Source organism: Deltaproteobacteria bacterium (genome assembly GCA_016874755.1).
In the GTDB taxonomy this organism is placed as follows: Bacteria; Desulfobacterota; Binatia; order UBA9968; family UBA9968; genus DP-20.
Window position 1 is genome coordinate 23,618 of the sequence record VGTH01000020.1, and the last position, 20,319, is coordinate 43,936.

The 20,319-nt window shown below is 57.7% G+C and carries 16 protein-coding genes; 10 read left to right on the forward strand and 6 right to left on the reverse strand.

The genetic code is table 11. The annotated features are described in order from the left end of the window. Positions 1-30: 30 nt before the first annotated feature. The 4 genes from FJ145_13590 to FJ145_13605 form a co-directional block, all read right to left on the reverse strand. Positions 31-1,128 (reverse strand): amidohydrolase, encoded by a 1,098-nt coding sequence (locus FJ145_13590; GenBank protein ID MBM4262447.1) that lies wholly within the window; start codon positions 1,126-1,128, stop codon positions 31-33. Between the two features lie 97 nt (positions 1,129-1,225). Next, positions 1,226-2,185: a hypothetical protein gene (locus tag FJ145_13595; protein MBM4262448.1), complete on the reverse strand. Its 960-nt coding sequence runs from the start codon at positions 2,183-2,185 to the stop codon at positions 1,226-1,228. A gap of 11 nt (positions 2,186-2,196) precedes the next feature. Continuing rightward, positions 2,197-2,451, reverse strand: a complete 255-nt coding sequence (locus tag FJ145_13600; protein MBM4262449.1) for a hypothetical protein — start codon at positions 2,449-2,451, stop codon at positions 2,197-2,199. A gap of 31 nt (positions 2,452-2,482) precedes the next feature. Continuing rightward, a complete protein-coding gene (locus FJ145_13605) occupies positions 2,483-3,436 on the reverse strand; it encodes an ABC transporter substrate-binding protein (protein ID MBM4262450.1) in 954 nt (317 codons plus the stop codon). Positions 3,437-3,560: 124 nt separating this feature from the next. Here FJ145_13605 and FJ145_13610 point away from each other — a divergent pair, with 124 nt between their 5' ends. The 6 genes from FJ145_13610 (at position 3,561) to FJ145_13635 (ending at position 9,865) form a co-directional block, all read left to right on the forward strand. Further along, complete coding sequence (locus tag FJ145_13610) at positions 3,561-4,307, forward strand: SDR family oxidoreductase (protein ID MBM4262451.1); 747 nt, start codon at positions 3,561-3,563, stop codon at positions 4,305-4,307. A 134-nt stretch (positions 4,308-4,441) separates the two neighbouring features. Then, positions 4,442-5,449 carry an ABC transporter substrate-binding protein gene (locus FJ145_13615; GenBank protein ID MBM4262452.1) on the forward strand — a complete coding sequence of 336 codons (1,008 nt, stop codon included), beginning with the start codon at positions 4,442-4,444 and terminating at the stop codon, positions 5,447-5,449. Positions 5,450-5,455: 6 nt separating this feature from the next. After that, positions 5,456-6,475: an ABC transporter substrate-binding protein gene (locus FJ145_13620; GenBank protein ID MBM4262453.1), complete on the forward strand. Its 1,020-nt coding sequence runs from the start codon at positions 5,456-5,458 to the stop codon at positions 6,473-6,475. Positions 6,476-6,536: 61 nt separating this feature from the next. Next, a complete protein-coding gene (locus tag FJ145_13625) occupies positions 6,537-7,640 on the forward strand; it encodes an ornithine cyclodeaminase family protein (GenBank protein MBM4262454.1) in 1,104 nt (367 codons plus the stop codon). 13 nt (positions 7,641-7,653) lie between these two features. Continuing rightward, complete coding sequence (locus FJ145_13630) at positions 7,654-8,820, forward strand: ornithine cyclodeaminase family protein (protein MBM4262455.1); 1,167 nt, start codon at positions 7,654-7,656, stop codon at positions 8,818-8,820. A 49-nt stretch (positions 8,821-8,869) separates the two neighbouring features. Continuing rightward, positions 8,870-9,865, forward strand: a complete 996-nt coding sequence (locus FJ145_13635) for an ABC transporter substrate-binding protein (protein MBM4262456.1) — start codon at positions 8,870-8,872, stop codon at positions 9,863-9,865. A 38-nt stretch (positions 9,866-9,903) separates the two neighbouring features. Here the strand turns inward: FJ145_13635 and FJ145_13640 are convergent, their stop codons facing one another. Both FJ145_13640 and FJ145_13645 read right to left on the reverse strand, forming a co-directional pair. Then, positions 9,904-11,412: an FAD-binding protein gene (locus FJ145_13640; protein ID MBM4262457.1), complete on the reverse strand. Its 1,509-nt coding sequence runs from the start codon at positions 11,410-11,412 to the stop codon at positions 9,904-9,906. A 46-nt stretch (positions 11,413-11,458) separates the two neighbouring features. Beyond that, the gene (locus FJ145_13645) at positions 11,459-12,568 is read right to left on the reverse strand and encodes an alpha/beta hydrolase (protein ID MBM4262458.1); all 1,110 of its coding nucleotides are present in this window, start codon (positions 12,566-12,568) and stop codon (positions 11,459-11,461) included. Here FJ145_13645 and FJ145_13650 point away from each other — a divergent pair. From FJ145_13650 to FJ145_13665, 4 genes are all read left to right on the forward strand, one after another. Continuing rightward, entirely contained in the window at positions 12,462-13,811 is a 1,350-nt protein-coding gene (locus FJ145_13650) for an amidohydrolase (GenBank protein ID MBM4262459.1), read from the forward strand. The two genes, FJ145_13645 and FJ145_13650, sit on opposite strands and share 107 nt — an antisense overlap. A gap of 128 nt (positions 13,812-13,939) precedes the next feature. Next, positions 13,940-16,180 carry a xanthine dehydrogenase family protein molybdopterin-binding subunit gene (locus FJ145_13655; GenBank protein MBM4262460.1) on the forward strand — a complete coding sequence of 747 codons (2,241 nt, stop codon included), beginning with the start codon at positions 13,940-13,942 and terminating at the stop codon, positions 16,178-16,180. Between the two features lie 110 nt (positions 16,181-16,290). Then, positions 16,291-17,994, forward strand: coding sequence for a hydantoinase B/oxoprolinase family protein (locus FJ145_13660; protein MBM4262461.1), 1,704 nt, complete (start codon positions 16,291-16,293; stop codon positions 17,992-17,994). A gap of 272 nt (positions 17,995-18,266) precedes the next feature. Next, on the forward strand, positions 18,267-20,306 hold the full coding sequence (locus FJ145_13665; protein MBM4262462.1) for a hydantoinase/oxoprolinase family protein: 2,040 nt from the start codon (positions 18,267-18,269) through the stop codon (positions 20,304-20,306). Positions 20,307-20,319 lie beyond the last annotated feature (13 nt).

Below are 20,319 nucleotides of genomic sequence, written 5' to 3' on the forward strand. Positions count from 1 at the left end.
CGGCCCGTTTGTCACTGTCGAGCAAAGAGCTTACCCAACGGCGCGAATTTTCGTGTCGCCCTTCTCCACCCGCGCCTTCAGGCGCGGGTAGAAACGCAGCGGGTTGTCCCAGAAGATTTTTCGTTTCAGCTCGTCGCTCACGTCCTTGCGGTTGATCAAGTTTGGAATGTCATGGCTAAAGTCGCGCTGGTCGCGCTCGTGGGGGTAATCCGACGCCCAAATGAGCGTGTTGTCGTTGGCGACCTGTGCGGCCAAGGGTAAGGCGGATTCTTCGACTTCGACGGCGAAGAAAATATTGCCTTTCTTCACATATTCGCTCGGTCTCAGTTTGCAGCGCGGCGAGTAGTGGCCTTTGCGTTCTTGCTCCTCATCCATGCGGTCCATCATGTAAGGCAGCCAGCCGACGCCGCATTCGATGCAGCCGAATTTGAGATTGGGATAAAGCTCGAAGACGCCTTCGAACATCAGTGAAACGAAATGGCGAATCTGCGCGAAGGGATGTTCCAAGGTGTGACCAATGGTAAAATTATTCACCATGTCGAGCCCCAGCGCTGGCGTGCTGAGGCCGCCATGGGTGGAGATCGGCACGTCGAGTCTTTGGGCCTCTTCCCAAAGCGGGTAGAAATCGGCGCCACTGTAGAGCCGCCCGCCCGGTGCGACCGCCGGCAACACGGCGCCCACCATGCCCAAGTCGTTCACCGCTCGGCGCAATTCTTTCACTGCTTCGCCGATGTCCTGAATCGGCAGTAGAGCCACGCCCACTAGCCGCGGGCTGACGGCCATGAATTTGTTGTAGAGCCAATCGTTGTAGGCGCGCGCCATGCAAATGGCCCAGTCGTGATCTTGAATCGCGCCGTGGGTGAGCCCCTGGGTTGGATAGAGAACCGTCAGCTCGATCTTATTGATATCGAGGAAGCGCAACCAATCTTGCGCATTGGGGCCGGTGCCGCCGCCGGCCCAGCCGCCTTTTTTGCGCAGCGAGCGCAGAAAGCCGTCCATCGTAAGACCCGGCCAAAACGAATAGCTCTGGTGCCATTCGAGGTCGTTGTACGGCGCGCCGATAAATTCGCGCAGCTCGCTGTCGAGCTCCATGACGTGGCCGTCGGCGTCGATGATGCGGTAGTCCATGAAAACCCTCCGGGTTTTTTGTTTCGAGTTTCGAGTCTCGGGTTTTCGCTCGGTTGGCAGGTTCAACCCGAAACCCGGAACTCGACACCCGAAACAGTTAAGTAGTTCTCGTGTTCTCGGTGAACAGCTCTTCTACTTTTAGTTTCCGTCCGAGCATGCCCTGCTGGTCGGCGAATTTGATTAGGTTCTCGACGTCATTATAGTTCTCTTTGAGGCCCTGGTAGAACGGGTCCTTGCCGAAGAATTTACGCTCTTCTTCGAGATAGGATCTGCCCCAGGCGAAGCTCAGCCGATGGGGCTGCTCCATGAAATCGTTGTACGCTCTGCGCGAGGCGAGCAGCGCCTCGTATAAACTCGTTGCCACCCAGGGATCGCGGTCGAGGATTTCTTTTTTGATCACCACCGGGTGCATGATCGGGAAAATGCCCGTCTTTTTATAATAAGCGCGTTCTTCTTGCTCGAATTCTGGAAATAGCCGTTGCACGCTGCCTTCGCCGCGGATCCAGCGGCGCGGTAAATCCGGCTCCACTTCGGCGTCGACTTTGCCTTCGACTAGCAGGTCTTCGAGCTTGCGATTGCCTTCGACGAACTCGACTTTGATGTGCGGCGGCAGTTTGAAGCCGACGTGCTCCTTATTCACGATCACCCACGTGACGTCGCCGACGCCCAGGTCATAGCTGTTCATCAGCATGCCCTTGGTGACCAATGCTAGCGTGTTCTCGTAACTCCGCAGACCGATGCGGCCGCCTTTGAGATCGGAAGGTTTCTTGACGCCCGAACCGGTTTTGATGAAGCAGAACTTGTGGCCCCACATGCGTCTTGGGAAAAACGGGATGGCTTGCAGCCGGTCGATGTCCTGACCACGCGCGACTAAATAAGACGACATGGAAAACTCGCAGGCGTCGTACTCGCCATGGTGGAACATGCGCTCGTGGCGGATACCACTTTCGACGGTGATGACGTTCAAGTCGAGTCCTTCGGCTTCGACGGTGCCGTCTTTCAGCGGCTGCAAATAGTCATACTTGTCGAAGGCGATGGTGAGTTTTAGTTTAGCCATGTTGGTTCCTCTTATAGTTTTTTGCCGAAGACGCGATCGATGAAGCCACGCAGCATGCCTTGCACCAGCACGCCGCCGCCTTGCACGTAGACCAACGTGGCGTCGATGCCGTGCTTTTTCAGAAAGCCCATATCGCGGGGGACCCACAACGCCGTGTTGTTGAGCGTCATGGTCGAGTAGGCGAGGTAGCTTTCCTTGCTCGAACTGGGGCTGGAAAAGGATAGCGTGAAGGCAAAAGCACAGATAGCCAGAGCGAATTTCGTCATGGCGCGATCATAAAAGCGCGCTAGCGCGCTGTCAACGAACTTGGCCCTTCTGCAGCAGCTCTTCGACCAGCGTCGCATCGGCCACTTGGGTCCACGGAATGGTGGCCGCGCCTTCGGAGTCGAGAATGGCGCGCACGGCGTCGGCAGTGACGCGCAGGTCGTCGATGATCAACGGGGCGTAGACGTTGTAAGATTCCACCGCTGTTGCCTCATCGGTGCCGAAGAACTGCCGCATGAACTGCACCGCTTCGCTTTTCTGAGTCTTGATCCAGCGCATGGCCTCCATTTGGGCCAGGATCATGCGTTTGATCGACTCGCGCTCGCGCTGAATCTTCGCAGTTGTCGTTGACAAACCGGTGAAGGGAATGTGCAGCACGTCGCCGGCGCTGCCGAGAAAGCGATAGCCCTGCTGCTTGGCCAAAACGGAATGGGGCAGGGATAGCGTCGCCGCGTCCATCTGCCCAGAGAGCAGCGATTGAAAGCGCGTTTCGGAAGCGCCGACGGAGAGCATGGCGACGTCCCGGCGCGGATCGAGCCCGGCCTTTTGCAAGAGCGCGCGGGCGACCAACTCGTCGGTGGCGCCGACATTGGAGATGGCGATCTTCTTGCCTTTTAACTCAACGAGGGATTTGTAGCTGCCGCGCGCCACCAGAGTATGAAATGACGATTTCAAGCCGATGGTGACGAGCTTCAGCGGCAAGCCCTTCACCGCCGAGCGGATCACCGTGCTTGTCATCATCGAGTAATCGATCTCGCCTGCTTGCACGGCGACCACCGACAGGTTGGGGCGAATCGTGATCACTTCGGAGTCGAAGCCCTGTTTGCGGAAGAAGCCCTTTTCGTGGGCCGCCCAGACGTCGAAGAACCCGATCGATTTAGACGACACGCCGATGCGGACGCGCTCGCGCGGCCGCTCCGCGGCGAGCGACGAAGTCGCGACAAGCAGCAAGACAAGGGACAGAGAAAAGCACCTTCGCTGATTCATAACCCAAGAAAGTAGCAGGGGTTGCGGCCCGTGTCGATTGGGGCGTGCTCACATTTGCTCACATTGACACGCCAACGACGCAGGTGCTAAGGGAAAACCACCTTCACAGTGAAAGGAGTGTATTATGCGATTCCAAAACAAGTCGGTCATCATCACGGGTGGCGGCGGCAAGATCGGCAAAGCCTACGCGATGGGGTTCGCCAAAGAGGGAGCGAAAGTCGCGCTGCCGGACATCGCCAGCGCCGATCACGTCGTCAAAGCGATCAAAGATATGGGCGGCACGGCGATCAGCATGGCCTGCGACGTGTCGGACGAGAAGAGCGTCAAGGCAATGGTCGATCAGGTGGCCAAAGAGTTCGGCAGCGTCGATGTGCTCGTCAACAACGCTGCGTATTTTATGACGGTTAAGAAAAGCGTGTTCTGGGAAATGGAAGTCGACGAATTCGACAAAGGCATGGCCGTCAACGTGCGCGGATCGTGGCTCTGCGCCAAAGCGGCATTCCCACATATGAAGCAAGCGGGCAAAGGCAAAATCATCAATATCTCTTCGGGGACTGCTTTGAATGGCGGCCAGAACTACATTCACTACGTGACCTCAAAAGGGGCGTTGATCGCCATGACGCGGGCGATGGCGAAAGAGTTAGGCGACTACAACATTTGCGTGAATACGGTGGCGCCGGGGTTTGTCGTCACCGAAGGACGTGCGGTGGACGCAGCGTTTAACGCCAGCCGCGTCGCCAATCGGGCGTTGAAGCGCGTCCAGGTGGAGAACGACTTGGTCGGCACCGTGATGTTTCTCGCCTCGTCCGAGAGCGATTTTATGACTGGGCAATTGTTGAACGTCGACGGTGGGGCGCATTTTGTGGGGTAGAATAGTTTAGGCATGTTTTGTTCCCCCCTTTGAAAAAAGCGGGGCTAGGGGGGATTTGCGAATAGGTGCAAAAGAAAATCCCCCTCGGTGCCGCTTTTTCAAAAGGGGAAGTTGAAATCTTGCTGAGGTAAGTGATGCTTTTTTGGGCGAAGAAAGAGTTCTTGCTGTTGGGTATTCTTGTAATTGCCACCCCTTGTTTTTTGGTTTCGCCGGCCTCGGCGCAGAAGCTCACCATCGCTTGGACTTCGGTGAGCGCGTTTAACTCACCGTTTTGGATCATGCCGGACGCGGGGTTTTATAAGCAGGAAGGGATGGACGTCGACACGCTGTTCATTCTCAGTTCGCCGACGGCGGCGAAGGCGACGCTGGCGGGGGATATTTCGATCAGCTCACAGAACAGTCAGGTGGTATCGGACTCCGGTTTGGCGGGTGGCGACCTGGTCGCCATGGGAGCGGTGGTCAATATGGTGCCGTTTTACATCATGTCGATTCCTGAGGTGAGAACCGTTGCTGACCTCAAGGGGAAGTCGGTCGGTATTTCTCGCTTTGGCGCTGCCTCAGATTTTGGCACCCGGATGTTTCTGGGCAAGCACGGCCTGGAGGCCGGCAAGGATGTGCCGTTCATACAGATCGGCGGGCAGCCCGAGATTGCGGTGGCCCTGTCGAAGAAACTGATCGCCGCCGCGGCGATGTCGCAGCCGTCGGCGGCTGTGGCCGAGCAACAGGGCGCGCGGCTATTGGCCAATATGGTGAAGGATGAGATCCCTTTTGTGCACCTGGCGATCACCACGACTAAGAGATTCCTGAAAGAAAAAAGACCGCAAGCGAAGGCGTTCCTGCGCGCCTATGCCCGTTCGATGCATTTTCTTTACAACCGCAAAGAAGAAACCTTGGCGATTATTCAGAAGTACACTAAAGTGAAGGACCCGAAGATTCTCGACGCCACGCTCAAATATGGCTATGAGTTCATGGAAAAAATCCCACTCGTCAAGCCCGCCGGCTTTCAAGTCACTCTCGATGAGATTGCGCGGACCAATCCGAAAGCCAAACAATTTAAGCCAGCGCAGTTCTACGACAACAGCGTGGTGCAGGAGTTGGTGGATGAGGGGTTCTTCACCAAGCTTTGGGGGAAAGCGCCTTGACGGAAGATGAATGGGTGTTGGAGTAGTGGAGTGATGGGATTTCGGACGATATTCGCCTGGTCGGTGATTTTCTTTGCTGGGCTTTGGTCGACGCCCGCCGATGCGCAGAAGCTGATTGCCGCGTGGTCGTCGGTGAGTGCGGTGAACTCGCCGCTTTGGATCATGCACGACGCGGGCTTCTTCAAGCAGGAAGGTCTCGATGTCGATCTGATTTTCGTCCTCAGCTCACCGACCGTGGCGAAAGCGACGCTCGCGGGCGAGGTCGCCGTTTCTGGCGCCAACAGCCAGGTGGTGGTCGACTCGGGTTTGGCCGGCGCCGATTTGATTGCCATGGGCGCGATGTCGAACGTCGTGGCGTTTTACATCATGGGCAACCCCGATATTAAAACCGTTGCCGATCTGCGCGGCAAAACCGTCGGTATCACCCGTTTCGGGTCGTCGAGCGATTTTGGCATGCGCATGCTGCTCGCCAAGCATGGGCTTGAGGCCAACAAAGATGTCGCTTTCGTGCAGATCGGCGGCATGCCGGAGATTGCCGCGGCGTTGTCGAAGAAGATCATTGCCGCGGCGCCGATGTCGCAGCCCATGGCCTACGTGGCGGAGCAAGGCGGAGCCAAGGTTTTGGCTAATCTCGCGAGCGAAGAAGTGCCGTTCATGCACATGGGCTTTACCACCACGCGCAAGTTTTTGAAAGAAAAACGCAGCCAAGCGAAGGCGATGATCCGTGCCTACGGCCGCGCGCTGCACTTTCTACACACGCGCAGGGAGCAGACCCGAGCCATCTTCGCGCGCTACACCAAGATCAACGACGTGGGCATGCTCGACGGCAGCATCAAGTACGGCCAAGATTTTCTTGAAAAGATTCCGTTTGTGAAACCTGCGGCGTTTCAGGTGACGCTCGATGAAGTCGCGCGGAGCAACCCCAAAGCCAAACAGGCCAAGCCGCAGCAATTTTACGATAACAGTTTGGTTCAAGAAGTGGTCGACGAGGGGTTTTTCACCAAACTGTGGGGGCGTGGCCTTTAGAGATCCGACCGATCGGACTGATCCGACGGATCATCTGATCTTGATGCAAGGCAGGTTTAAGATGCTGTTTCTTAACAACGACGACGTCAAGCAAGTGCTGACCATGGAAGTCACGATGAACGCGCTCGACAAGGCGTATCGCGAGCTCGCTGTCAACGAGGCGGTGTGCCGGCCGCGCATCGATATTCAGATTCCCACGCCCGACTCCGACAAGATCTACCAATGGGGGACCATGGAGGGCGGCTCGACCTCCGGTTATTTCGCGATTCGCATGAAGTCAGACGTGATCTACGAGACCGAGTATCAAGGCGCGATCACGCAGGAGAAATACTGCGTGCAGCCCGGCACGTTCTGCGGGCTGATTTTGCTCAACAGCACCAAAAACGCCGAGCCGTTGGCGCTGATCAACGACGGCTATTTGCAGCACATGCGCGTCGGCGCCGACTCCGGCATCGGCGCGAAGTACATGGCGCGCGAAGATGCCACGGTAGTGGGCATGATCGGCTCGGGCGGCATGGCGCGCTCGCATGTCGAGTCGTTTCTCTTGGCGCGGCCGAAGTTAAAAAAGATTCAGGTCTACAGCCCGACCAAAGCTAATCGGGAAGCCTACGCCAAGGAGATCAGTGAGCAGTATGGGCTTGAAGTCGTGCCCATGAGTAATCCGCGCGACGTCTACAAAGGCGCGCATATCGTTGCGGGCTGCACCGATTCCGCCGTGCCGATCGTCATCGGCAAATGGCTGGAAGAGGGGACGCATGTCACCTGCGTCGGCGGTCATCCCGACGAAGACACGCTCAAGCGAATAGACGTTTCGCTGCGTTTAGGCACCGCACCCGCGCCCTGGGGCTTGCCGCAGTTTGGCGTCGATGATGAATATATTACCTACGCCGCGCGACCCAAAGAGAACGCCGGGTTTCAGATGAAGCGGTCGGGGCAGCGCGGCCATGGTGTGATCGCCGAAGATCGCGCTGTGTTTTTATCCGAGATTCTCGCGGGCACGAAGCGAGGCCGCGCGTCTGACAAGCAAGTTACTTATTCGGAGCGCGGCAATATTCAAGGCGCGCAGTTCTTCGCGGTGGCGGGGAAGGCTTTCGAGTTGGCCAAAGAACGTAAGCTCGGAAGAGAACTGCCGACCGAGTGGTTTTTGCAGGATATACGGGACTGAGTAGACCGGAGGCATGTTCGTGCAGGGGCGACCGGTTGGTCGCCCACGTTGGGCACATAGACAAGTAGGGAAGGAAGCGAAACCACGGATGCCCATTTTCTTAAACAACGACGACGTCGAACAAATCATCACCATGAAAGACACGATGGACGCGCTGGAAACGCTCTATCGGGAGATGGGCCAAGGCGTGGCGATCACCGCGCCGCGCTCGGATGTGCACAGCCCGACGGCGGCGGCGCAGAGTGCTGAGGGGCCGATGGCGCATTATCTAAAAAGCATGAGCGGCGCTTCGCCGCATTTCGGCACGGCGGCGCTGCGCTTTTCTTCCGACATCGTCGCCTGGCGCGACACCGGGGGCGGCATGCGGCGGGAAAAAATTCCGTCGCTGCCAGGCGAGCGATGGATGGGCATCGTTATGTTGTTCAGCTCGTCCAACGGCGAGCTGCTGGCGATCATAAACGACGGCGTGTTGCAGCGCTTCCGCGTCGGCGGCGCCAACGGCGTTTCGACTAAGTATCTGGCGCGGCAAAACGCCGAGACCGTCGGCCTGGTTGGCTCCGGCTGGCAAGCGGGCACGCAGGTGCTCGCTGTCTGCGAGGCGCGCAAAATCAAGAAGATCAAAGTCTTCAGTCCGACTAAAGTCAACCGCGAAAAATTCGCCAAGGAGACGAGTCCACTGGTTGGCATCGACATCACGCCGGTGGATTCCTACGAAGAGGCGGTCAACAACGTCGACATCATTATTACTTCGACCAACTCGCGCAAAGCGTTTCTCGGAAAGTGGGCGTTAAAAGAAGGCATGCATATCAGCAGCATGCAGCGCGACGAGTTCGACGACGAAGCGCTGCTAACCTGCAAGCCGCTGGTGCTGCATTCGCACATGACGGAAAATAACGTTACGTCCGCCGCGCTGGCGCATTTCGAACGGGAAGATTTCAAGCTGCGCGATCACCCCACCGAGCGCGGCATCGATTGGAAGTCGCTGCCGACCATAGCCGATTTACTTTGCGGGCGCGTCAAAGGACGGGAGAGCGAGCAGCAGATCACCGGCTTCGTCAACAACATCGGCATGGGCGCGCAGTTCGCCGCCGTTGGCAAAAGAGTCTACGACGCGGCGAAGGCGAAGGGGCTGGGCCGGGAAGTGCCGCTCGATTGGTTTACTCAGGACGTGCATCCTTGAGCGCTGGCGGTTCAGGGTATTGAAGAGACGCTTCATAGTTCAGGAGTCGATGATGGTGTGGTTACGCCTTGGGTTCGTTCTGACGTTGGCTGTTTCTTTTGTGAATGGTGCCGCAGCTCAGAATAGAGTCTTGCTCGGCTACTCCTCTCTGAGCTCTAACCAGACGCCGATTTGGGTCGCCAAAGAAGGAGGCTTGTTCAAGCGGTTTGGCGTCGATGTCGATTTGATCTTGATCGAAGGCGGCACGCGCGGCGCGCAGGCGTTGATTTCCGGCGACCTGCCGATGATGGGTATGGCTGGCCAGGCCGTGATCAGTTCGCGGGCGCGCGGCGGCGATCTGGTCGTCGTTGGCGGCGTCGTCAATAAGATGAACTACATCTTTGTCGGCTCACCGAGCGTAAAATCACCTCAAGACCTGAAGGGTAAACGAATCGGCATCAGCCAGATCGGCACTGCGTCCTATCATGCGGTGGTCTTGGCATTGAAGCAGTGGAAGCTCGATGCGCGCCGCGACGGCATTACGATTCTTCAAGTTGGCAGTCAAGCGGCGCGCGTCTCGTCGATGAACTCCGGCGGGACCGACGCGATTATCGTCAACCCCGGACTCAACGTGGCGATGAAGCAGCGCGGATATAACATCATCGCCGACTTTAGCGAGCTGCCGATACCCTATCCTTTACAAGTGATGGCGACGCGCGAACGGTTTCTCAAGACGGAACCTGATTTGGCGGAACGCCTGCTCAAAGCAGTGGTGGCGGCGAACACGTTTACCATCGATCCCAAGAACAAGCCGCGGGTCAAGGCGGCGATTGCCAAGTATCTGCGCTTGCCCGGTATCGATGCCGCCGAGGAGCAGTACAAGTCCGGCCTTGCAGTGCTGCCGAAGAAGCCCTATGTCGACGTTGCCGGGATATCGGCGATGATCGAGTTTCTTGCCGAGAGCGATCCGAGCGTAGCGAAGATCAAACCGGAGCAAGTGATCAATCACACGATTATGAAGAAGCTTGATGATACAGGGTTCATCGAGCATCCGTTTGCCAAGTAGGTTGCGGACGCAATGAATCGCGCCCCTTATCCGGGTCACTATTCGCTCCAGCTCGCCTCCGCCGCGACATTCTGCCCAGCGATCTTACCTGCCACAAAACACTCCGTGATATTTCCCGCCTCCAAATACAGATGCCCGTAGATCGAGCTAATCTCGCCGGCGACATACAGCCTTGGTATAGGCTTCTTCATCGGATCGAGCACGCGCTGCTTGACGTCGTGTTCGGGGCCGCCCTGGGTGTTATTCACGATCGGCCAGGCTTCCATGACGTAGAACGGGCCGTTCTTGATCGGCATCATCGTTTTTGGCGGGCGCTTCTGATCTTCGTCTTGGCCCTTGTCGCAGAGCTCGTTCCAGCGCTGCACCGTCGCGCGCAGCACTTTGGGATTGACGTCGATCTGCGCGGCGATGTCTTCCAGCGAGTTGCCTTTTTTGATCCAGCCTTTGTTTATCTCGGCTAAGTTGTCGTCGCTCCAACTGGCGTCGTAACGCTCGTCGTTGACGATCGGGATGCCGATGGGCCCTAGCTTGCGGCCTTCTTCGTCGAAGATCAGATAGCACGGGATGCGCGGGTAGTCCTGAATGTCGGCGTCGTAGTATTCCAGCGGCCGGGTGCCAGTGTCTTGGGGCGCGGGGGGATACTCGTCCATGAAGCGCTTGCCGAATTTGTCGACGGCGATCCAGATCATTTTGCGATTTTCATTTCTCGGCCCGGCCCAGACATGACGGATGGCGAAGGGCAGCTCGGCGAATTTGAAACCGTAGCCGCCGTGAAAGTGCCACATATGCCACAAACCGGCGCCAGCTTTCTGCGCCATCTTGACGCCGTCGCCGGTGTTGCCGAGGTAGACCGGATAGACCGGTTGCGCCTCGAAGTATTGCAGCTTCATGGCGTCGTCGTTTTCGTAGCCGCCGCAGGCGAGGATGACGCCTTTCTTGGCTTTGATGTTGAGCGTCTTGCCCTCGTGTTCGATTTTCATGCCGATGACTTCGCCGTCGCCGTTTAGGATGAGCTCTTTGGCTGGGCTCGATAGCCAAGTTTCGATCTTGCGCACGTTGACGTTGTCGTAGACTACTTTGAACAAGCGCGCACCGCCGCGCAGTCCCTTGGCCCAGGGAAACTCGTCGTAGGCTTGAAAGTCTTTGAGCTTGATCGAATCGATCTCGTTGGTTCCGGGAAACGGATACGTGCCATGGCCGCGGGTTTCAGTCTTGGTCGGCTCGGTGCCACTGACTCTGGCGAGCTCGGTCACCCAGGGGATCATGCCAACCATTTCTTCGGCCATCTTGCGCAGAATGTCATCGGGCGTGGTGCCGTTGCAGGTGCGCTTCAAATATTGAAAAGCACCCTCGGCGTTGTGCGCAAAGGCCACGCCGCCGCCGGAGAGAATCGAGATGCCGCCGGGGTGGGGCATCTTTTCGATGAGCAAAACCTTTGCGCCGGCGTCGTGCGCCGTAATCGCCGAAATGCCGCCCGCCGCGCCGAAGCCGACGACTATGACGTCGACGTTTTTGTCCCAGTGAATTTCTTTGCCGTTTGTTGCCATCTAACTAACTCCGTTTCTCTTGTCCGAAACCCGAAACCAACTCCCCTTACAGCCGCTCTTCGAGCCAATCCAACATATTCGGCAAATTGTGCGCCCAGTAGTCATGGCTGCAATGAATCCTGCCGCCACCGTCTTCTTCGCCGTAGATTTTTAGTGTCTTATCAGTGGCACCGATTTCGTTGAATAACTTTTTCGCGCCTTCCACTGACATCAGCGTGTCTTTGTCGCCGTGGGTTATCAAAGTCGGGCAAGTGATGTTTTTCGCCACGCCCGCCATGGTGAAATCTTTCAACAGTTCGCGGGCTTTTTCGTGGCTCATGCCGCCCAAAAGTCGCTGGCACACCGGCTGGAGGTGCAGGCACCAATCGTAGAGGTCGTCGAGGATGCTGTAGCAGCCGCTCCAGGCGACCAGCGCTTTCAAACGCTTTTCAAACGCCGCAACGCGCGGTGCGTAGTAGCCGGCCATGCTGATTCCTAGCAGCGCGACACGACTTGGATCAACCTCCGGTCGCGAGACCAGATAATCGATGCAGGCTTTGCCCGGCACTTCGTAATCGGGGCGGGTCTTGATGTTTTTCAAGTAAATCGACGAGCCGCGCCCTGGCGTGTCGACGAGCAGCATGGCCCAGCCGCGATCGAGCATCTGTTTGCCGCCGAAGTAGATTTCTTCAGCGTAGGCATCGGCGCCGCCGAGAAAGAGCACCGCCGGCCATTTGCCCGGTTTCGGGTTTACCGGGTGGCAAAAATATCCGTCGTACTCTTCACTCCCGCAGCGAACCTTGACGACTTCGATCTTTGGCTCGTGCAGTTGGATCCCTCTGCGAAAATTTTCCTGCGATTTAAGAAAACGCTCGCGCCGCTGCGGTTCTTCGGCGATCGTGAGCAGGACATCGGACATGCGGTAGTAATTGCTGGCGTGAAAGAAATTTTGCTTGGCCGTGCGCTGCCGGCCGGCGGCCAGGGCTTGCTGCGCGCGCGCTTCGGTCTTTTGCGCCAGAGCCAGCCATTCACGCTCCCAACTATCGCGATCGCCAGGTTCGACGTTTTTCATGGCGCGGGCGATGTCAAAAACATCGCCGCCGCCTTGCTGCGCCTGCGCGACTAGGCGCAGGGTGTGGCCGCCAAAAGGATGGTTGGGAAAAAGAAAATCGAACATGACTGCCTCCGCGAGAACGATTTCTTATAGCGTGCGAAGAAGGTCTTATACAAGGTGTTGCCGGGACACTCTATTGACACGACAAAGGGGTTACGAAATAACTTTCACTGAGCCTGAAATTTTTGGAGGAAGTTGTTTAATGAAAGACGGTTTTAGGATTCTCGATTCTGACATGCATCTGCGCGAGCCGGCGGACTTATGGGATAAGTACTTGGAGCCCGAGTGGCGTGACCGAGGGCCGAAGATTTTGAGCTCCACCGCGCGCAGCTCGGCGATGGTGATGCTCGATGGCAAAATTCTCGATGGTTATAAGCCCGCATATCGCGGCGGTATTTATGACGCGACTCGAATCGATCAAGAGATTGCTGAGTTTCGTAAAGATGGTTTCAACGCCAAGACCCAGCTGGAGGCGATGGATCGTGAAGGCCTAGACGTCGCGTCGCTTTATCCCTCGATCGGTTTGGGCATCATGATGCGCAGCGAGATGGACCCGAAACTTGGCGCTGCGGTAGCGCGGGCTTACAACAATTGGCTTTATGATTTTTGCCAAGAAGACCCCAAACGTCTAAAAGGTGTCGGCATGCTTTCGTTCCACGATCCCAACGAAGCCGTAAAAGAGGCGCAGCGCTGCGTTGGCAAGTTGAGTTTTGTCGGTGTGTTTGCCCGGCCCGAGCCCCTGCATGATTTGCCGTGGCATTCGCGCTACTTCGATACGGTGTGGTCGTGTCTAGAAGAGTTGGGTGTGCCGATGGGATTTCACTCAGCGACCTCGGCCGGTGAGGTGCCGCAGATCGGCGACCGTTTTGGCGACAATCTATTGCTGCGCCATGTCGTCTCCCATCCGATGGAAAACATGATGGCCCTGGCGGACACGATCGGTGGTGGGGTTTGCGATCGTCATCCGAAACTGAAGCTCGCGTTTCTGGAATGCTACTGCGGCTGGGTGTCGTTCTTGCTGCACCGTTTGGACAATGCCATGTCGAAGGGCCGTTTCCCGACGGCCGGTAAGTTGAAGCCGAGCGAATATTTTAAGCGCCAGTGTTGGATTTCGACGGAACATGAAAAAGAGCTGCCGATGATCATCGAACTGATCGGCGACGATCGTATCGTGTTTTCGACCGACTATCCGCACGGCGATTCCGATTTCCCTGAGGGCGTCGAGGAGTTTTTGGAACAGAAAATTTCCAAAGAGAGCAAGAAGAAGATTCTTTGGGATAATTGCGCGGCGTTGTACAACCTGTAGTTTAGTAGAAGAATTTTGGCTTTTGGATTGTCGGACAAAATCGGAATCCATTAGGCGGGGTTTCGTGCTGTGCGATCCGACAATCCAAAATCGGCAATCAAGAATCTAAAATCGAACTGGAGGTTCCTGTGGCATATCGCACCGTAGGCAAAGCGCTGCCGCGCATTGAGGGATATGGCAAAGTAACCGGGCAGACGAAGTACGCTGCCGACTTGCCGTTTGAAGGTTTGTTGTGGGCGAAGGTGTTGCGTGCTTCCTTCGCGCACGCACGCGTTGTCTGCATCGACACGTCGAAGGCCAAGGCGCTCAAAGGCGTGCGCGCGGTGCTGACCGGCGCCGATGTCAAAGATATCTACGTCGGCTCGCGTACCAAGGACCAGCCGGTGTTGGTGCAGGCCAAGGTGCGCATGGCGGGTGACGCGGTGGCGGCGGTGGCCGCAGACACGGAAGCGATCGCCGATGAGGCGATTGGGTTGATCGACGTTCAATACGAAGAACTGCCCCATGTCGACGATGCGGTGCTCGCTCTGCAGCCGTCGGCGCCGTTGATTCATGAGGATCGCGATAAATATAAATTTGCCGCCAAGCTGCCCGAGGGCATGTCCGGGCACAATCTACAATCCTACGTCCAGTGGAAGAACGGCGACGTTGAAGCTGGCTTCGCCAAAGCCGCGCGCGTCTTCGAGCATGAGTTTCGCACGCCGTTGTCGCATCACGGCTACATCGAGCCCTGTGCGAGTACCGTGTTAGTGCACGGCGACGGCCGCGTCGAAGTGTGGGCGTCGAACAAAGGGCCCTGGGGCTTGCGCGAGCAGATGGCGGAAGACTTTGGCATTCCGCAGGAGAAAATCAAAGTTCACATCGTGCACGTTGGCGGTGACTTCGGTGCGAAAGCATCGCTGATCGACGTGCCGATCTCGTACTATCTCTCGAAAGCGACCGGCAAGCCGGTGAAGCTCGTCTTCGATTACAGCGACGAATTACTGGTCGGCGGACACCGCCATCCTTCTGTGATCAGGGTCAAAACCGGCATGGCTGCCGATGGCACGTTCACCGCCGCTAAAGCGGTCATTTATTTCGCCGGCGGCGCCTACGCCTCGCAGAAGGCCAACCCGCAGGTGACTGTGCTTGGCGGGCGGCGGCTGGCGAGCATGTATCGCGTGCCGGCCATCGACGTCGAGACCTATTGTTCTTATACGAACCAATCCCCGTGCACGCAGACGCGCACACCGGGCAGCCCGCAAGTAGTTTTCGCCTTTGAATCGCAGTTGGACATCATCGCCAAGGAAATGGGCATCGATGCGCTGGAACTACGCCGGCGCAACATCGTGCGCGATGGCGATGCCAATCCGATGGGCGAGAAGTGGCAAAATATTCTAATGGGCGAAGTGTTGGAGCGCGCGGTCAAAACCGCTAACTGGGGCAAAAACGGCGGCAAGAAAAAGCGCGGCTTTGGGTTGGCGCTTTACGACCGCGGCGCGCCGGAAGGTAAAGCCAGCTCGGCGTTGACGCTGCATGGCGACGGCCGTGTAATGATTCTCACCGGCGTGCCTGACGTCGGTCCGGGCTATTACACCGTCAGCCAACAAATCGTTTGCGAGGTGTTGGGCTTGCCCACTGAAAAAGTCGGCGTCGAGTACACCGACACGGACAGCTTGCCCTTCGATCCAGGGACCGGTGGCAGCAAGCAGACCAATACTTCCGCTCACGCCGTCTATCAGTCGGCACGCGAAGTGAAAGAGCGGCTGCTGCGAGTGGCGGCGCGCCAGCTGGGCTGCAGCTTCGAAGAAATCAAACAGGACGGCGGCAAGCTTACAGCGCCGAACAGGAAAGCGACCACGACGGAAAACATGGTCAAGCTCCTGGTCAAGGAAAATGGCGGCCCGGTGTTTCACCTGAGCAACTATGCGCCGCAGAGCGGGCCGAAGGTCACGGGCTATGCTTGTCAGGTGGCGGAAGTAGAAGTCGACATCGACACCGGCGCCTTTCAGGTCGTCAATTTCGTCTCCTGCCATGACACCGGCACGGTGCTCAATCACTTGACCTTGACCGGTCAAATCGACGGCGCGGTGGTGACCGGTTTTGGTTTCGCGACCATGGAGGAAAACCCCATCGTCGACGGCAAAGTCTCGACGCTGACACTGGGCGAAGCCAAGCTGCCCTGCATTCGCGACGTGCCGCCGCTGAAAACCGTCTTGGTCGACACGCCGACTGGTCCGACGCCGTTTGGCGGTAAAGCGATCGCGGAAAATCCCAACGTGCCGACCGCGGCGGCGATTGCGAACGCAGTGGCGGACGCCTGCGGAGTGCGGATTTATGATTTGCCGTTGACGGCGGAGAAGATTTATCGGGAGTTGCATAAGCATTGATCTGGTCGTCTCGATGTAGGGGCAACCCTTGTGGTTGCCCGTTCGGAGGTAGGCAGATGGCCTGCCCCTAGATCTGATGACGTTGGGTAAATTCTGTGGACCCTATCCAAATGGAGGTCGTCTACCGGGCGACCATACAGATTGCCAAAGAGCTGTCGCTCAACATGCTGCGCACTGGCTACTCGTCGGTGATCAAGGAGAGCCAGGACTTCACTTTCTCGATTCTCGACGCGCAGGGGCGTATGGTCGCGCAGGGCGTGCCGCAACCGCTCCACATCGGCGGGATCTCGGCGCAGACCCAGGAAGTCTTACGCAAGTTCAAAGACCGCATGGCGCCGGGCGACGCCTATGTTCTCAATCATCCCTACCAAGCCTGTCAGAACCATGCGACCGATGTGACGATCATCTCGCCAGTATTTTTTCGCGGCGAGCTGGCCGCCATGGTTGGCAACACGGCGCACAAGCCCGACCTCGGCGGCAAAGTACCGGGCACCAATTCGCCAGACGCCACCGACTTGATGCAGGAAGGTCTGCTGATCCCGGCGCTGCGTTTATATCGCGACGAAAAAGTTAACGAAGACATCAAGGAAATCATCTGGGCCAACACGCGCACACCGGAGGTGACCTGGGGCGATATTTCGGCGCAGGCGCAGACCAACTTTTACGGCATTAAAAAATTAACCGAGTTGTTCGAGAGCTACGGCAAAGACGAAGTGCTCGCTTGTTGGGAGCGCTGGATGGAGATTTGCGAGCAGGAGTTGCGCAAAGAAATTGAGAAAATTCCGGACGGTGTTTATGGCCCGTACGAAGATTTTCTCGACGACGATGGCATCGAGTTTGACCGCGAATATCGCATTGCAGCGACTCTGACAGTTAAAGGCGATGAGCTATTCTTAAAGCTCGAAGCCTCGCCGCAGGCGCGCGGGCCGATCAATCTGCGACCCTGCGTGGCGCACTACATGCTGACGAGCTATATCTCGGCGGCGCTCTGCCCTGATCTGCCGCTGAATCAAGGAGTCTCTCGGCCCATTCATATTGCATTTCCGGCGGAAGGAACGATTTTAAATCCGCGCTATCCGGCGGCGGTGAACATGTATGTGCGGCCGAGCCAGATTTTGAATACCGTCGTTGGCATGGTGCTCGCGGACGCCGTTCCTGACAAAGTCGGCGCGCCGGACAGTGGCACCGGTGGCTCCTGTTCGTTCTCTGGGCGCGACGACCGCGACAGCCGTTGGTTTTCGCTCTACGATATCTGTCGCGGCGGCGCCGGCGCCCGGCCGCGCTCGGATGGCGTGAGTGTGCTCGATTCTTTCGTCGTCAACGTGATGAACACGCCGGTGGAAATGGTCGAAGCGGAGTTTCCGATCCGCATTCGCCGTTATGAACTGCACGAAGAATCTGGCGGCGCCGGCAAATACCGCGGCGGCATGGGCATCCGGCGCGACTGGGAAATGCTCTGTGAAGAATCGACGGTGAATTTGCGCAGCGATCGCTTTCTCCATTCCGCGCCGGGGATCGACGGTGGCATGTCGGCAAAGCCGTCGCAGGCGTGGTTGAATCCGGACACGGCGAATGCCAAGCCGCAGCGCTCGAAAGTATCCAAGCTGTTATTGAAGAAGGGCGACGTATTCTCAGTGAAATATGGCGGCGGCGGTGGCAGAGGTAAGCCGTTTGAGCGGCCGGTCGAGCAAGTGTTGGAAGACGTTTGTAACGGTTACATCAGCAGAGAGACAGCGCGCGAGGTTTATGGTGTGGTGGTTGTGGAAAATTCAGCAGAAGTCGACGAAGTGGAAACACAAAAGTTGCGCGGTTGAAGTCGGTACTCCGAACTTCGATTCCTGCCCCGGTCTCGGGGGAAGGTTAGGATGGGGGCCGATGTGCCAGTACTGCCCACGCGTTGGTGAGACGCTGCGCAACGAAGAAACCATCCATTGTGTCATCCTGAGCGTCAGCGAAGGATCTGCTTTCTTGCGCGGTTTCAGGAAGCAGATTCTTCGCCTTCGGCTCAGAATGACATGTTGCGACGTAGCCGCTGAGGAAGAAGACGAGAAATCAGCCGCGTCGAACGAGGTCGTTGGAAATTGACATGAGTCTCCGAGTAGGCATCGACGTCGGCGGCACATTCACGGATATCACCGTGCTCGACGAAGCGAGCGGTGAGATCCGTGAAGTACGCAAAGTCCCGTCCAATCCGCAGCGGCAGATCGAAGTCTTCGATCGGATCCTCGACGACCTGAGCAAGAAGTTCGGCGCTGACTCGGTTTCTTACCTGCTGCATGGCTCGACCCATGCGCTCAATGCCATTCTTGAAGAGAAGGGCGCCGTGACCGGTTTGCTCGTTACCGAAGGGTTTCGCGACGTTTACGAAGTGGCGCGGCAGTGGAAGGGCGATGAGGTGATGAATATCCTCTATCCCGGCGCCAAGCGATTTATTCCCCGGAAGCGCGTCGCGCAGGTGCGCGAGCGCATGGACTTCGCGGGCAATGTTTTGCTGCCGCTCGACGTCGCGAGCTTAGATCGCGCCATCGATGAGTTGGCGGCGCAAAACATCGAAGCGCTGGCGGTGGTGTTTCTCCATTCCTATGCCAATCCCGCTCATGAAAAGCTCGCCGCCGAGCATATTCACAGGCGGCTGCCTAATGTTTACTTGTCGCTGTCCTGCGAGGTGAATCCGCTCTGGCGCGAATACGAGCGCACTTGCTCGACCGTGATCAACAGCTACGTCGGGCCGCAGATGGGGCGTTATCTAGCGCAGTTGGAACAGTCGGCAAAAAAGCGGCTGCCTTCGGCCTATCCATTGGTGATGAAATCGAGCGGCGGTGTTGGCACGCCGTCGTTTCTTGGCCGGTTTCCAATTCATACCTTGATGTCGGGGCCGGTGGCGGGCGTCGTCGCCTCCCACGCTCTTGGGGAAAATCTCAATCGAAAGAACTTGATCGGCATCGACGTCGGCGGAACAAGCTGCGACGTGTCGCTGATTCCCGGCGCGCCTCTGTTTCGCGGCGAATGGGCCATAGGCCGCCACGCGGTGCGCGTCGACTCGGTCGAAGTGGACAGCATCGGCGCCGGCGGCGGCAGCATCGCCAAAGTGCGCTACGGCAGCGTGCTGCAAGTGGGGCCGGAAAGCGCTGGCGCCAATCCCGGGCCTGCTTGCTACAAGCGCGGTGGCGTGGAGCCGACGTTGACCGACGCGCTGGTTGAGCTGGGCCAGCTGAATCCATCAGTCCTGTTGGGCGGCGATATGGCTATCGATGACGCGCTGTCGACGCAGGCGATTCGCGCGAAAATCGCCGAGCCGCTCGGGCTTTCCGTAAACGACGCGGCCTTGGGCATCGAGCGCGTGCTGGTGTCGAACGTGGTCTCTGCTATGCGTACGATGACAGTGGAGCGCGGTTACGATCCACGCGAATTCAGCTTGGTTGCATTCGGCGGCATGGGGCCGACGGTGGGCACCGCCGTGGCGCGAGCGTTGGGCATTAACGAAGTCATCGTGCCGCAAAGCCCCGGCAACTTTAGCGCCTATGGCATGCTACTGTCGGATTTGCGCTACGATCTAGTCATAACGCGCTTGATGGTGCTGAGCGAAGATCATTTGAAGATGGTTGCGGCTGAGCTCGGCGCGTTGGAACGAGACGCGCGAAAAGAGCTGTGCAATCAGGGCGCGGTGGATGCAAAGATTGCCGCGCAATGGCTGCTCGATCTGCGCTATCGCGGCCAAGCCTACGAGTTGGCCGTGCCCATTGCTCATGACGCCGGCGCGCTCAGCATGGACAAGATTCGCGATGACTTCGGCGTCGTCCACGAGCGGCGCTACGGCCACCGCGCTGACGACGAAGAGATCGAGATTGTGAACCTGCGTGTCAGCGCGGCTTATTCGCTGGGTAAGCCGCGAGTGGGCGAGTTCGCGGCATCGGCGCAGCAGCGCGCCGATGCGGCGTATCGCGATGTGCAGTTTTTCTCAGGGCGCCGGAAGACGCCGGTGCTGGATCGTAAAAAGCTGGCTCCGGGCTTTGCAATGGAGGGCCCAGTGATAATAGAAGAGAAGACGTCGACGGTGGTGGTCGAGCCTGAGTGGCGGGTGAGTGTCGATCGCCAAGGGAATTTAGTCTTAGGACTTCGGAAATGATTCACCACGAAGG